The following is a 14674-nucleotide window of genomic DNA, read 5'->3' as shown; positions in this document are numbered from 1 at the left end:
TCCCTTGAATTCATTTAATAGAAGAAGATACATGAAAAACCAGCTCAAGTAAATTGAGAGCTGGTTTTTTATAGTTTTGATAACCAGGGGGATTATATGTTAGCCAAATTAGCCCATGAAATTGTGAACATAACCAGTGAAGTAATCGGCGATGATGTGCTTATTACGGATAAAACGGAATGGTTCTTGGTTCAAGCGATAAGCCGGGAAATTCTTGTTGGGGGCACTCCGCAAAGTGGAAGAACCATTGAAACTCTGGGTCTTAGCCAACTATCGAAAGAGGAAATCATGGAGTTTGTTCGTACTGGGAGGCCTAAAGTTTCCGCATAAGGTGAGTCCAGTAAAGAGGTAAAGCATGAATAAGGAGAGAAGAAACCGGCAGTCCTCGCCGCGTTTCTTCTCTCCTTCGCTTATTGAATCACCCGGGACGTTCTTTAAGATCTCTGCTTTATAAGCTGTAAGTCGATGTATAGTTGCATTCTCGAATGAAAGTCATCAAAATCGATTGAGGTGAGATCGGTTATTTGATTCAATCTATATTTCAATGTGTTGGTATGAATGTATAGCTGTTCCGATGTCGGTTTGATCCGGCAATTGTTCAAGAGATATATTTCCAGTGTTTGAAGGAGTTTGGTTTGGCTTTCCAGATCCTTCTTTTGAAGAATTTCTAAATCCGAATTGATATAATTCGTTTTAGTATGATGGTTGGAGATCATTTCGAGGTAACGGAAAATCCCAAGCTTGCTATATTGGAAGGGAAGCTGTTCGGGTTCACCGATGAATTTGGCTGCGTTGATCACTTCCAGGGCTTCGAGATAGGATTTTCTTAATTGAAGAATCGAAGAGTACTCATTTCCGATTCCCGGGAATACCTTTTTGTCATTGAATTGGGAAAGAACGGTGTTCGTTAAATCATTGGCGCTATCGATAAGCAGGTCTTTCCCTTTTCCGTTGCTGCCAATTAGGACGATGATCTTCAATTGGTTTGTGAATACATGGGTAAAATGATTCAATGCATTGGCGAATAGACTGACAGTATCCGTTAATTCATCGAAATGTTCCGCATCGGATTGAGCGATGGTAAAGACATTGATAAGGAAGGTTTCCGGAATGAGAAGACTCATATTGGCGGCTTCCCATTTTATTTGATTTTCCGTTTGATAGACTTCGTCAATGATCTTTTGATAAAACTCATTTTTTTCTTCATCTTTTTTCATGTTTATCTGTTTTTTCTGATAAAGGAGCTTGCCGATATGATGGGAAACTTCGTGTAAAAATTCCAGATCGGAATCAGTCATCATTTCCGTTTCTTGGACCCAAATGAACCCGAAGACCTGTCCTTTATGAACGGCGCTCACAACGACCCTTTGATTTAACCCGATTTCCTCGATTTGTTTCACCCTAAAGGGATGCTCCACTGTTTTAAGCTGTTCGACAATGCCCTCATCCATGAATTTTTCCAGGATTGGAATCGGCCAATGCTTTGTGAAGATGGTTTGCCGATTGGCTTGGTCGAAGTGTTCGATATAATATGAACTATATGCCAGCAATAAAAATTGGTCATTTTCGATGACGACTGGTTTTTTTAAATAAGTGCTGACCATATCCGTTATATCGTTGATGTTTGTGAGTGTCAGGATTTTTTCTAATGACATATATGGCCCCCTGTAGTTTTTTGAAGTATATGACAACTTAGTTTAATAATACTTTTAAACTAATGATGTGTATAGGGGCAAGAACAAAGAAGGAACGGTATATGAAAAAATACCGTTCCTTTTAGGGGGTTTATTATTGTTTTAAAGTTTTTTCGAATTCCTCGAATTTAGCTTCTACTTCTTTTGATGGTTTCGCTGTTAGGAGACTGACCACGATGATGGCAATCAAGCTTGCGCCAAAACCAGGAATCATTTCATAAAGCGTATCGGATAATCCGGCCATGGACCAGAAGATTACAGTGCCTGCACCTACGACCATCCCTGCTAATGCCCCCCATTTTGTCATCCGTTTCCAGCAGAGGCTTAGTAAGACCAATGGACCGAATGAAGAACCGAATCCAGCCCAAGCATACCCGACAAGTCCAAGAATCGTGTCATTTTTCTCCCAAGAGAGAATAAGCGCGATGATTGAAATGATCAGTACAGAAAGTCTGCCGAGAAAAACAAGTTCTTTGTCTGAAGCGGAGCGACGAAAGAAGGTTTTGTATATATCCTCGGTTAAAGAGCTGGCGGTAACCAAAAGCTGCGAAGAAATCGTGCTCATGACGGCTGCCAGTATTGCTGAAATCAAGAAACCAGTAATGAATGGGTGGAATAGTATTTCCCCTAACTCTATGAAAATCGTTTCAGGATCAGCTAACTTGAGTCCGTTCTGGTGATAATACGTGATTCCGATGAATCCAGTCAACATAGCACCGACACTGGAGAAAATCATCCAGCTCATCCCGATATTACGGGCTTTCCTGATTTCCTTAACAGAGCTGATCGCCATAAAGCGGACAATGATATGCGGCTGTCCGAAGTAACCCAGTCCCCATGCAAACAATGAGATGATGCCTAAAAAGCTCGTCCCTGTGAAAATATTCAATAGAGCTGGATCAATGGAACGTGGCGTGTCGATCGAAGGACCGAAACCGCCAACATGGAAAAGGGTGACGATCGGTACAAGAACCAAGGCGACGACCATGATGATACCTTGAACAAAGTCTGTCCAGCTTACTGCCAGGAATCCGCCGAATAAAGTATAGGCGACGACGACACCTGTCAAAATCCATAGACCTGAGTGGTAATCAAGGCCAAATGTACTTTGGAATAAGACTCCGCCGGATACCATTCCGGAAGAAACGTAAAAGGTGAAGAATATCAGGATAACCAATGCCGAAATGAGCCTTAAGATCCGTGAGCCCTCGCCAAAACGATTTTCCAGGAAAGCGGGAATCGTAATGGAGTTATTGGCGACTTCCGTATAAGTTCTCAATCTTGGTGCAACATACAGCCAGTTCGCATAGGCTCCTAACGTGAGACCGATTACAATCCAGATGGAACTTAGTCCTGTTGCGAACATGGCACCAGGCATCCCCATTAAAAGCCAGCCGCTCATATCCGCGGCACCGGCGCTTAATGCAGTGACAGCAGGTCCAAGACCCCGGTCGCCCAGCATATAATCATTTAAATTGGAAGTTCTTTTGTAAGCGAAGTAACCAATGAAAAGCATGCCAGCCATGTAAATGCTGATCGAAATTATTAATGCGTAATCCATAAAAGACTCCCTTCAGGTTGAAATTTATATTTTTTTGTTTTAAAAGAGGAAGCAACCTATTTGTCACTTCCTCCATTTAACCTCATTTTGGTTTCCGTATCCAGAATGGAGGATACGGAAACCATAGGGATTTCAAATCATCTTCAAAATTGCTCTATGGAACATTATCAGAATGTTTCGGATGTTGTTTTTGCTTGCATATGAAGCTGCAAGTAGTCCGGTCCGCCTGCCTTGGAATCAGTTCCTGACATGTTGAACCCACCGAATGGCTGATAACCTACGATTGCACCAGTACAGCCGCGGTTGAAATACAAGTTCCCGACATGGAATTCTTCGCGTGCTTTTTCCATGTTAAGGCGATTTGTCGTAATGACAGCCCCAGTCAAACCATATTCAGTGTTATTGGCAATCTCAAGTGCTTCGTTAAAGTCCTTCGCTTTTGTGAAGGCAACGACTGGTCCGAAGATTTCTTCTTGCATCAAGCGGCCTTGCGGATCGACATCAGCAACGATTGTCGGTTGAACGAAGTAGCCTGTAGAGCTATCTCCTTCTCCTCCAGTCAGAATGCGTCCTTCTTCGTTCCCGATTTCAATATAGCTCATGATTTTGTCAAAAGCAGCTTGATCGATAACCGGTCCCATGAAATGATTTTCTACAGGATTACCAACTGTAAGCTGTTTTGTTAATTCAACAGCGCGAGCTAAAACTTGATCATATACATCTTCAACGATGACAGCACGGGAACAAGCAGAACATTTTTGGCCAGAGAAGCCAAATGCAGATTTCACGATCGATTGAGCAGCCAATTCAAGATCTGCCTCTTTGTCGACGACGATTGTATCTTTTCCGCCCATTTCAGCGATGACACGCTTCAGCCAAATTTGGCCTTCGTTCACTTCTGAAGCACGTTTGTAAATGCGCAGACCTACATCACGTGAACCTGTGAAGGAGATGAAACGTGTTTTAGGATGATCGACCAGGTAGTCGCCGACCTCTGCTCCGCTTCCTGGAACGAAATTCAACACACCTGCTGGAAGGCCTGCTTCAAGCATCACTTCAACGAATTTCGCAGCAACGATAGGAGTAGTAGAAGCTGGTTTCAACAGGATCGTGTTCCCGGTAACGATAGCGGCAACAGCTGTACCTGCCATGATCGCAAATGGGAAGTTCCAAGGAGAAATGATGATGCCTACTCCTAATGGAATGTAATCATAGCGGTTGAATTCTCCCGGACGGCTTTGAACAGGCACACCATCTTTAAGAGTCAGCATTTGACGAGCATAGAATTCAAGGAAATCGATTGCTTCCGCTGTATCAGCATCAGCCTCATTCCAAGGTTTTCCCGCTTCTTTCGTCAATAACGCAGAGAATTCATGCTTGCGTCTGCGAATGATGGCAGCCGCTTTGAACAAAACGTCAGCGCGGATTTCTGGCTTCACTTTTTTCCAGCTTTCAAAAGCGGTAACAGCTTCCTGCATGGCTTTTTCAGCAAGGTCCCTATTCGCTTTCGATACGCGGCCGATGACTTCTTGCTTATCTGCAGGGTTGTATGAAACGATTTTCTCATCAGTCGTCACTTGCTCTGCTCCGATATAAAGAGGGTAGTCTTCCCCTAAGTAGCCCTCCACAGTTTGAAGTGCTTCCTGATATGCTTTTTTGTTTTCCTCGTTTGTAAAATCAACAAATGGTTCGTGTTTATATGAAATCATTGATAATCACACCTTTTAATAGATTTTTTGTAGCAATTAATAATGTTGAAAGTATATTTAGCTTCTGACCATCCCTTTGAAGGCGAAGGCAATATTGGATGGCCTTTCTGCAAGCCTTCTCATGAAGTATCCATACCAATCCAGACCGTATGGTACATAGACGCGCATTTTGTAACCTTGCTTGACCAATTCGTATTGAGTCTTGTTCCTCATGCCATAAAGCATTTGGAATTCGAATTGTGTATTTGGGATGTTATATTTCTTGGCCAGCTCTTTTGTATATTCGATGATTTTGTCATCATGTGAGGCAATGGCCGTATAATTTCCGTTAAGAAGACTTTGCTTAATCAACTTTTTATAGTTTTCGTCGACATCATTCTTCTCGGGAAAAGCCACCTCGGCAGATTCCTTGTAGGCACCCTTTACGAGACGCAGGAATGGCTTATATTGGCCAAGGTCCTCCAAATCCTTCTCTGTGCGGAATAAATATGCTTGTAGAACAGTACTTATGCAGCTGTATTTTTCTTTGAACTGTCTAAAGATATCGATTGTTGCCTGACAGCGAACTTCATCTTCCATATCGATCGTGACCATGACTTTATGTTTTTCGGCTGTATCAAGAATTTTCGTCATATTCTCAATCACTAGTTTATGATCGATATCAAGTCCCAAAGAAGTCATTTTCAGAGAAACCTGTGAATCAAGTTTTTCCCTGCTGATCATTTCGATGGTTTCGATGCATTCTGCCGTCCGTTCCAGAGTCACTTCCTTGGAATCAACGAATTCCCCAAGATGGTCGACTGTAACCGACAAGCCGCTATTATTAAGTTGTTTAATGAATTTAACGGAACTTTGGAAATCAGTTCCCCCAATGATCTTTCCAGCAGCAAAATTTCCTCCGCTTTTTTTAGCAATATTATTAAGCAGGTTATTCTTAGATAAAAATAAGAAAAAGTCCCTTGTAATGGCTTCCATATAAAGCGCACCCCCTAAGAAGATGTATTTCTTAAATTAAGCTTAAGGTTTTTCGACAATATTCTCAATGTTCTTAAAAAACAATAATTCTGTCATTTCTTTGTCGGTTTTGGACAAATGAAAAGGTTTACATTTCTTCAGTTGTAATGAAGGTTTATCTTTTGACTTAAAGAGAAACGCTAGAGGTAAAGCCTTTATTAGTGATTAGGACTAATATGAATGCGTTTAAAAGTGGCAGCTCGACCATAATCATCCAATGCGTTATAATGAACCTTATTTAACAGAATTGGTCAATGTTCAAAGAAAAAACGATAAATGAAGCTTTCAGACGTGAAATCGGTGAAAAACCGTAAAAATAAGTGCATCGGCAAGCCGGGGAGGATAATGAATGGATGCTGTACTTGAAGAACTTAGAGAAACATCGGGATTGATAGTAGGATTAATAATGGCCCTGGTAATTTTGGGTCTGATCGGTTATGCCCTTACGAATGTAAATGAATCCATCGTGTCACCTGTGGTTCAGTTCATAAAGAAAATGGTCGGCCGAAAATAGCTCAAGCGGAATACATAACCTTTTGTCCCTAATCGATAACTAGCCCTTGTTTAAAGAAATCCCTGCAGGGTTTGTCTAAAAGGGACAAAAGAACCTCAATACATATCAGCCGAGAATGAAGAAAATCCCCCGCTCCTAATGGAAGTGGGGGATTTTAATTCAGGGGATGTCGTTGAATCTCAGCTGAACTTTGAAAAGCCGGGGCCGTTGGAATGAAGGTTATTTCCGAAAGGAAAGCTTGGGTTTTGGGAGCATGGATAGGAGAGTATGAACAAGAATTGAAAAATACATTTAGGCCCGCCCATAAGCCAGGCCATTTTGTTTACAAATCAAAGTAGTCATCTGCCTTTGCGCCTGCATCTATACTTCGAACCGCCTTCATGATTTTCTTTAAAACCCCGGCTGACGGCACATACCTTGGATCACTGCAAACTCTGCTTATCGTATTGCGAGAAATTCCTGACGCACTTACAAACTCCTCTTGGGTATATCCGTGCTTATCGATTAATTTACCGACCTTGCTTCGCGGCTTTCTCTTCCCGAATCTAAACATTTGATAACCTCCTAGAATGATTTACTAGCAGTCTCGTCCAGCTTTCACAAAAATATACACATAGTTTCGCAAATGTTTGGGATTCAAAGTTGAAAAGCGGTTCCCGGGTTGGTTGTATGATGAAGCTTCAATTTGTTTGAATTTATTTCCATTTAAATTATAATAATAAATAGGCAGCGAACACAGACTGAATAATGTAAGTGAATGGATAATTCATATGTACCTTAGGAGGAAATCATGGGAAGAATAGTTCATTTCGAAATTCATGTGAATGACATGGAACGGTCAAAGGCGTTTTATGGAGAGGTGTTCGGATGGTCATTTCAAGACTGGAGTGATTATGCAGGGATGCCTTACTTTGGAGCAGTGACTGGCAATGAGAATGAACATGGTATCGATGGTGCTTTGATGCAGCGCCAAAGTGCTCCGCCGGAAACAGGCCAAGCGTTAAATGCATTTGCGTGTACCATTGGCGTGGAAAACTACGATTTAACGGAAGCTAAAATTATCGAGAATGGCGGCAAGCTCGCAATGCCCAAATTTGCCCTTCCCGGAATGGCTTGGCAAGGATACTATATCGATCCCGAAGGCAATACTTTTGGAATTCATCAACCCGATGCGAATGCAAAATAGAGTGGATAATAGGTGAATTAAAACATGGAATCACGATACACGGAAGCCATGCTTGATCATGTACGCAATATCTGTCTTGCACTGCCGGAAGCTGTTGAACATATTGATGGTTTCGGTCACAATACTTTTAAAATCAATGGAAAATCCTTCGTGATTTCTGGTGAAAGCGAGAAAGGATTCAGCTTGTCATTCAAGTCAAATCGAGAAACTCAAGAATTATTGCTACAGAAAGAGAAATATTTCAAAACCCCATATATAGGACGTCACGGTTGGGTTTCCATTCTAAAATCCGGATAGGGAAGACTGGGATGAATTGACCTCTCTAATTCAAGAAGGTTATTTACGTGCGGTACCGAAACGTATGGTAAAGAAATGGAATGAGTTGAATACAAAGTGAAGAAAGGCGGACGATCTGCCTTTCTTTATTTTTTACGTGTAAGAGGGACTCCGGAATTTGGAAAATATAAAGAGAGGGATTGTTGTCCCTCATCAGAAGAACGTTTAAAATTAATAGTAGGTTATGATTTGTATCTTATAATAAGCAGCTAACTTTAAAGATTGCGAGAATCAATCAAGATTTGATTGAAGGAAAGGTGTTTGGTTGAAGTGAATGTTGAATCTTTTTTTTCTGAGAACATTAAAGCGGCACTTAAGAATGATCCGCCCGGTGCATGGATGCCAGATCTGCCAGATGGTTGTATTCGCTTGAGTTCAGGCTATCCTGATCCTGCTCTCGTTCCTGCTGAGGAGCTTAAGGAAGCTGTAGCCAGACTTCTTGATGAGGAGCAGGATTTGCCGCTCCATTATCTCGGAAGTCCGCGAATTCCAAGACTAAAGAAGCAAATCCAGAAAAGGTTGGCAGAGCGTGGAATTTGCGTTGTGGAAGAACAGCTTTTGATTACATCAGGAGCTTGCCAGGGGATTGATCTTATTGCCCGCGTTCTTCTTGATGATAAAGCGGTTGTAGCGGTAGAGTCTCCCACCTACATGGAGGCTTTGGAGATTTTTCAAAACTATACGAAACGGATTATTAGTATACCCATAGATGAACAGGGACTCCAAACATGCCGATTAAAGGAAATGCTGGATGAAAGGAAACGCACAGGTCAAACCCTCCCGCGTTTTTTATATACAATCCCAACTTTTCAAAATCCAACTGGAACGACTATGACAAATGAGCGCCGGGAGCATTTATTGGAGCTTTCCATCGAGTATGATTTCCTCATTCTGGAGGATGATGCATACGGGGAATTATCCTTCGATGAAAATCCGGTACCAATAAAAACTATTGATAAATGCGGGCGAGTCCTCCAAGTCGGGTCATTATCCAAGGTTGTTGCGCCAGGAATGAGGATTGGATGGATAGCGGGAGAAAGTGAATTCATCAAGGCTTTTGAATGGTTTAAAAAAGATTTAGACCATCCGTTTGCTCAAAGTTCAATGGCTGTATACTTAGAAAATACCGATTTTGAGAAACGGCTCGACCTTTTAAAAAATACGTATCGTTCTAAATGCACTGCGTTAATCCATTCGATGGAACAATTCCTTCCAGAATCCGTTTCCTGGTATGTTCCGGATGGCGGTTACTTTGTATGGGTGAAAACTCCAGGAGTGGATACATCGCTGTTATTATCACAGGCTCTGGCTAATGGTGTTTCATATGTTCCAGGGAAATACTTTTTCTTGGATCAAAACGATGGAACTGAGTTTCTCCGACTCTCGTTCAGTTATGCCGATGAGAAAGAAATGATCGAGGGAATACGAAGACTAGGACAGCTTATCGCATCTAGTGTCCTGAAGGATTGTTAATTTGTTAATCTATTAGTTATTTCGATGTATTTGTACGCCTGCTTCCTTAAAGGAGGTAGGTTTTTTATTATAAAAGCAAAAATATGTTCCGACCATGAGAGAGGAAAAGGCCCATACATTACGTTTAAAAAAAGCATGAAAATTTTATCGCAGTGATTGAAGAAATATTAGGGGGCAGTGGTGGACAAATTGACAAAAAAAGAAAAAACCCTTGATATATCAAGGGTTTTTGGAAATGGAGCATAGCGGGATCGAACCGCTGACCTCTACGCTGCCAGCGTAGCGCTCTCCCAGCTGAGCTAATGCCCCGAATTGAGGTACAATAATTATTTTATCGGATTTTGGTGAAAAGTCAATATAAAATATAAGATTTTTGCAAAAATGATAAAAAATCCGTTTGAGGATAGTCAAACGGATCAGACTAGAGACGCGATGAATCACGTAGCTACAGATTTTTTGTTTATACGATTGGATGTAAAAGACCTGCCGCAAAAGATTTCATGTTAATCCATCTCTGGGTTCATTTTCATTTATCACGTGCTTCATCAGATTCTAGTATTTTAAGCTTATATTTTTTTACTTATCCTGAATTATATCCGTGATGGTGTATGTTTTAACATCAACACGTGCAATGGAGAGATCCCGGTTTAATACATAAGCCTGATCCCCATCCTGGCTAAAGACGATTGCTTGCCGTGGTTCTTTGAACCCCCCGATTGTCTTAACTACGCGGTGATCAGCGACATTGATCACGTCAATCGTATGATCAGCTTTGTTGCTTGCGAAAAGGAGTTTATCATCAGGAGATAGAGCGGCGCCATATGGCTCGCGTCCCACTTTGATTTCACCCTTTATAGTACCATCTAGCGTATCCACTGCGGAAATGCTGTTGCGTCCGCTGTTGGCTGCATATAATGTTCCTCCATCAGCGGTAATCGAGATTCCGCGGATACTGGAGAACCCTGTTATTTCACGAATGACTTTTTTGGTGGCGGCATCAACGATAGACACTTTATCTCCTTGAAAGTTCGTGACAAAGATATATTTTCCGTCCGAAGAGACTTTAATGCCTTGCCTTGGTTGGGCGAAACCGGTAATGACGTCAATCGGTTTTCGTTTTTCCAGATCCACAATCGTGACGGAATTGTGTGCTTGATTGTTCACATACAATGTCTTGCCATCCGGACTGACAGCGGTCCCGAATGCACCTGGACCAACGACAACTTCATCTTTCAAGGTGAAGTTTTTTAAGCTGTAAAAACGAATCGTACCGAGAGTACTATCAGAGACGATAAACTCTGAGCCGCCATCAATAAACACGATGTTTCTCGGTGAACCGAAGCCGTCGATCTTTTTACGCAACTTGCCTTTGGTAAGATCATAGACCAGGATGGATTGTTCACGGCTATCCGAGACAATCGCTATTTGTTCATCCGGGCTTACGGCAAGGGAATTGTTGGTGATGTGGGTGTCAAAGCCTGTCGCCAACTCTGGGCTTTTACTTTCAATAGAAGAAGCACCTAATACATTTGGTATGAAAAACACAAATAGTAAGGATATCCATATACTTTTTACCTTCATTTTTTTAAACATCACTCACCTCGGGAAATTATTTTCTTGATAATGGTTAATATCCCTGTCAATATCATGCTGGTTGTCCTGACCACCTTCCTTTAAAATGTTTAAGTCAAGCAGGAGTTCGTCCTTTCACTATATATAAACGAATAGAGCAGGATATCGGTTTGGTCATTTTGTAATTATAATAAATGTATAGAGTGGACCCTTAGATGAATGGATTTGGCCACAGTGAAGTCACGTAACACTAGACTTCCTCCCTGACCGATGGATGGATAGTAAATGTCCATATATATAGGTGTTAGATTCTGATGCTGGAGATAAGAACTGAGGATTGTGGAAGTTTCGATTGGTTTAAGCAGGCAAGACTTAGCCATTCATTGATGCCCAACTGGACTTGCCAAGGGGGCAAAAATGGTTTAACGGAAAGTTAAGGAGAATTTCAAAAGGGGTTCGGAATGTTTAATTCCCAACCCCTTTTATGAACTGTTTGAGTGCAGTCAAACGGCCTTTAATTTTATACATTTTCGATTTCCACCCGTGCAATTTCCTTAAGATTGGAGACGGTGTAATACACTTCCGATGTTCTGACTTTGTGATCGACCAGAACTTTAAGGGTCAAAAGGTGGTTGTCATTTGCCACATCTTTGATTCTGAGATTCTTGATGAATATTTTTTCGTCTTTGATTTTTTTCAGTACGATTGCAATGTCATCTTTATTTTGTACGACCAGCTGTAGAAAGATTTCTTTTTGCCGTAACTTCATGGGTCCGAGCCAGGTGACGATTGCAGGCACCAATTCCACACTAATGATCAATAAGATGACGCCGGCTATGGCCTCGAGGAAAAAACCAGCTCCAACGGCAATCCCGATTCCCGCCGCTCCCCAGATGATGGCGGCTGTCGTTAAACCGGATATGCTGTTGTTGTCACGCCGGAGAATGACGCCAGCACCTATAAAACCGACGCCGGAAACGATCTGGGCCGCAAGACGCAAGGGGTCCATTGTGATATTAACGTCTTCGCTACCCGGGAATTTATAAGCGGATTCCATGGAAACGATCGTTAATAAACAGCTGACGATTGAAATGACCAGGCTTGTTTTTAATCCAACGGGTTTCCGTTTCATTTCTCGCTCTAGGCCGATAATTAGTCCAAGTAGAGCTGAAATCCCCAATTTGATTAGGATTTGCAGTTCCGATTGAGGGTCGAATGTCCATTCCATTTTGTTTCACCACTTCCGAATTATTATCGAAGAATAAAATCGTCTGTTGCCATATACCCGTTTTTCAAAAAAAACTACCCTAATAATTTTAACATAGTAGAATAGAGTTCTATGTAACGTAATTCCGTTGAAAGGAGGAATCTAAGTGCAAATGCCAAAAGTGAATCCCTATGTAGCGTTGGCAATCGGTGTGGCATCCGTATCGTTTTCAGCCATCCTTGTTAAATTGGCGACCGCTCCATCGGGTGTTATCGCCTTTTACCGTTTATTATTTACCGTCCTTCTTATGTTGCCGGTTTTCGTGGTGAAATACCGTCATGAACTTAAATTCATTGAAAAAAAGGATTGGCTGTATTCGATTGCGGCAGGAGTGTTTTTGGCTTTTCATTTTATCTTATGGTTTGAATCGCTTAATTACACATCGGTCGCAAGTTCAACCGTCCTTGTAACCCTCCAGCCTTTATTCGCTTTTGCCGGAGCCTACCTGTTTTTTAAAGAAAGATTTTCAGTGAAGGCAATATTGAGCGGCATCATTGCGATAGCAGGCAGCCTTGTAATTAGCTGGGGTGATTTGAGAATCAGCGGCATGGCGCTTTGGGGAGATGTTCTTTCGCTTGTCGCATGTGCGCTCGTAACCGGATATTTACTGTTTGGTCAAAATGTCCGAAAACGCATCTCTTCTATAACATATACATTTGTCGTGTATGCAATCAGCGCCGTCACCTTGTTTTTTTATGTGATCTTCAAGGGAGAGGCATTGGCGCCTTATCCTGCTTCCGATTGGATCTATTTCGTTTTGCTTGCCATTTTCCCGACTTTATTAGGACATTCTTTATTCAATTGGTCACTAAAATGGTTAAGCACATCGACGCTTTCGATGGGAATATTGCTTGAACCGGTGGGAGCGACAATTCTGGCTTACTTCATATTAGATGAACCGATACTCTGGACGCAGGTCCTTGGAGGTACCATCATATTGGGTGGTTTGATGATGTTCTTAAAGGATGAAAAGAAAAGCAAGGAACATAAAGAGGCGCAAGTCTCCGTATAAAAGCAGTAAGTCTCCCGACTTACTGCTTTTATCTAATATGGGTGAAACAAATAGGTGATCCGTGTGAAAATCAAAGCGAAAGTAAAGCTGAATAAAAACGTCGTACCATTCACCTCGCCTTTTTCTCTGCTGAACTTGATGGCTTCATAAAAAGCGGTACTGAATAAGTAAAGGGCCATACTGTAGGAAATGAGTAATCCGATTAATGGCAGATTCATTGCTTCACCTCATGGAAAAAAGATATCTATATATGACTATTTGTGTTTCTTTGGAAATATGCTTCGTTTTATCATAAAACATGGGCATGGCCCGGATGTAGGGGAGGAGTGTGATGATGTAAAGAATATATAGAAGGAAATAGGTGAATATGTTTTTTTTTGAAAAAAGTTTTAAAAAACGTATTGCAAACATTTTTAGTACATGGTATATTATTTCTTGTCGCTAAGACAGCAACTTAAACAGCTAACAAGTTGTTGAAAAAGATTTTAAAAAAGTTGTTGACGAAACGTGACAGAATGTGTTACATTATAGAGGTCGCTTCTGAGAGGAACGACATCGAAATTGCTCTTTGAAAACTGAACAAAACAAAGCGCCAACGTTAAATTTTAAGTGAGCACACACTATCAAAAAAGCAAATGAGCAAGTCAAACATTTCTTCGGAGAGTTTGATCCTGGCTCAGGACGAACGCTGGCGGCGTGCCTAATACATGCAAGTCGAGCGAATCGATGGGAGCTTGCTCCCTGAGATTAGCGGCGGACGGGTGAGTAACACGTGGGCAACCTGCCTATAAGACTGGGATAACTTCGGGAAACCGGAGCTAATACCGGATACGTTCTTTTCTCGCATGAGAGAAGATGGAAAGACGGTTTACGCTGTCACTTATAGATGGGCCCGCGGCGCATTAGCTAGTTGGTGAGGTAATGGCTCACCAAGGCGACGATGCGTAGCCGACCTGAGAGGGTGATCGGCCACACTGGGACTGAGACACGGCCCAGACTCCTACGGGAGGCAGCAGTAGGGAATCTTCCGCAATGGACGAAAGTCTGACGGAGCAACGCCGCGTGAACGAAGAAGGCCTTCGGGTCGTAAAGTTCTGTTGTTAGGGAAGAACAAGTACCAGAGTAACTGCTGGTACCTTGACGGTACCTAACCAGAAAGCCACGGCTAACTACGTGCCAGCAGCCGCGGTAATACGTAGGTGGCAAGCGTTGTCCGGAATTATTGGGCGTAAAGCGCGCGCAGGTGGTTCCTTAAGTCTGATGTGAAAGCCCACGGCTCAACCGTGGAGGGTCATTGGAAACTGGGGAACTTGAGTGCAGAAGAGGAAAGTGGAAT

General features: G+C 42.0%; 14 protein-coding genes, 1 tRNA gene and 1 rRNA gene (1 of these 16 cut by a window edge). 7 read left to right on the top strand and 9 right to left on the bottom strand.

The window, feature by feature from the left end; translation table 11 throughout:
- The first annotated feature begins 96 nt into the window (after positions 1 to 96).
- The gene (locus AC0VX1_RS24005; RefSeq protein WP_475469362.1) at positions 97 to 330 is read left to right on the top strand and encodes a hypothetical protein; all 234 of its coding nucleotides are present in this window, start codon (positions 97 to 99) and stop codon (positions 328 to 330) included.
- Positions 331 to 434: 104 nt separating this feature from the next.
- Here the strand turns inward: AC0VX1_RS24005 and AC0VX1_RS24000 are convergent, their stop codons facing one another.
- The 4 genes from AC0VX1_RS24000 to AC0VX1_RS23985 all read right to left on the bottom strand — a co-directional run bounded on the left by AC0VX1_RS24000 (position 435) and on the right by AC0VX1_RS23985 (position 5939).
- Positions 435 to 1655: a PucR family transcriptional regulator gene (locus AC0VX1_RS24000; protein WP_475469360.1), complete on the bottom strand. Its 1221-nt coding sequence runs from the start codon at positions 1653 to 1655 to the stop codon at positions 435 to 437.
- Between the two features lie 133 nt (positions 1656 to 1788).
- Positions 1789 to 3255, bottom strand: coding sequence for a sodium/proline symporter PutP (gene putP, locus AC0VX1_RS23995; RefSeq protein ID WP_475469358.1), 1467 nt, complete (start codon positions 3253 to 3255; stop codon positions 1789 to 1791).
- 167 nt (positions 3256 to 3422) lie between these two features.
- On the bottom strand, positions 3423 to 4964 hold the full coding sequence (gene pruA / locus AC0VX1_RS23990) for an L-glutamate gamma-semialdehyde dehydrogenase (protein WP_475469356.1): 1542 nt from the start codon (positions 4962 to 4964) through the stop codon (positions 3423 to 3425).
- Positions 4965 to 5021: 57 nt separating this feature from the next.
- A complete protein-coding gene (locus tag AC0VX1_RS23985; RefSeq protein WP_413008127.1) occupies positions 5022 to 5939 on the bottom strand; it encodes a proline dehydrogenase family protein in 918 nt (305 codons plus the stop codon).
- 388 nt (positions 5940 to 6327) lie between these two features.
- On the opposite strand from AC0VX1_RS23985, the gene AC0VX1_RS23980 reads away from it, so the two are divergent.
- On the top strand, positions 6328 to 6492 hold the full coding sequence (locus tag AC0VX1_RS23980; RefSeq protein ID WP_156500233.1) for a hypothetical protein: 165 nt from the start codon (positions 6328 to 6330) through the stop codon (positions 6490 to 6492).
- 322 nt (positions 6493 to 6814) lie between these two features.
- On the opposite strand, the gene AC0VX1_RS23975 is transcribed toward AC0VX1_RS23980, so the two are convergent.
- Positions 6815 to 7045 carry a helix-turn-helix domain-containing protein gene (locus tag AC0VX1_RS23975; RefSeq protein ID WP_034310472.1) on the bottom strand — a complete coding sequence of 77 codons (231 nt, stop codon included), beginning with the start codon at positions 7043 to 7045 and terminating at the stop codon, positions 6815 to 6817.
- Between the two features lie 237 nt (positions 7046 to 7282).
- Here AC0VX1_RS23975 and AC0VX1_RS23970 point away from each other — a divergent pair, with 237 nt between their 5' ends.
- The 3 genes from AC0VX1_RS23970 (at position 7283) to AC0VX1_RS23960 (ending at position 9487) form a co-directional block, all read left to right on the top strand.
- Entirely contained in the window at positions 7283 to 7678 is a 396-nt protein-coding gene (locus tag AC0VX1_RS23970) for a VOC family protein (protein ID WP_475469352.1), read from the top strand.
- A 24-nt stretch (positions 7679 to 7702) separates the two neighbouring features.
- The gene (locus AC0VX1_RS23965) at positions 7703 to 7975 is read left to right on the top strand and encodes an MmcQ/YjbR family DNA-binding protein (protein WP_475469350.1); all 273 of its coding nucleotides are present in this window, start codon (positions 7703 to 7705) and stop codon (positions 7973 to 7975) included.
- A gap of 309 nt (positions 7976 to 8284) precedes the next feature.
- A complete protein-coding gene (locus AC0VX1_RS23960; RefSeq protein WP_475469348.1) occupies positions 8285 to 9487 on the top strand; it encodes an aminotransferase-like domain-containing protein in 1203 nt (400 codons plus the stop codon).
- A gap of 236 nt (positions 9488 to 9723) precedes the next feature.
- Here AC0VX1_RS23960 and AC0VX1_RS23955 read toward each other — a convergent pair.
- The 3 genes from AC0VX1_RS23955 to AC0VX1_RS23945 all read right to left on the bottom strand — a co-directional run bounded on the left by AC0VX1_RS23955 (position 9724) and on the right by AC0VX1_RS23945 (position 12287).
- Positions 9724 to 9796 (bottom strand) — tRNA-Ala (locus AC0VX1_RS23955).
- A 267-nt stretch (positions 9797 to 10063) separates the two neighbouring features.
- Positions 10064 to 11080, bottom strand: a complete 1017-nt coding sequence (locus tag AC0VX1_RS23950; RefSeq protein WP_475469346.1) for a YncE family protein — start codon at positions 11078 to 11080, stop codon at positions 10064 to 10066.
- 499 nt (positions 11081 to 11579) lie between these two features.
- The gene (locus tag AC0VX1_RS23945) at positions 11580 to 12287 is read right to left on the bottom strand and encodes an MgtC/SapB family protein (protein ID WP_057277968.1); all 708 of its coding nucleotides are present in this window, start codon (positions 12285 to 12287) and stop codon (positions 11580 to 11582) included.
- Positions 12288 to 12438: 151 nt separating this feature from the next.
- On the opposite strand from AC0VX1_RS23945, the gene AC0VX1_RS23940 reads away from it, so the two are divergent.
- On the top strand, positions 12439 to 13338 hold the full coding sequence (locus AC0VX1_RS23940; protein WP_413008152.1) for a DMT family transporter: 900 nt from the start codon (positions 12439 to 12441) through the stop codon (positions 13336 to 13338).
- A gap of 32 nt (positions 13339 to 13370) precedes the next feature.
- Here AC0VX1_RS23940 and AC0VX1_RS23935 read toward each other — a convergent pair whose 3' ends face one another.
- Entirely contained in the window at positions 13371 to 13556 is a 186-nt protein-coding gene (locus AC0VX1_RS23935; RefSeq protein ID WP_413008135.1) for a hypothetical protein, read from the bottom strand.
- 435 nt (positions 13557 to 13991) lie between these two features.
- Between AC0VX1_RS23935 and AC0VX1_RS23930 the strand changes: the two genes are divergently transcribed.
- A 16S ribosomal RNA gene (locus AC0VX1_RS23930) occupies positions 13992 to 14674 on the top strand; it runs 868 nt beyond the window's last position.

It is taken from the genome of Peribacillus sp. QJM3NY_7 (genome assembly GCF_056173225.1).
The sequence above is the reverse complement of the archived record's forward strand: the minus strand, read 5'-3'. Positions and strand labels throughout refer to the sequence as shown.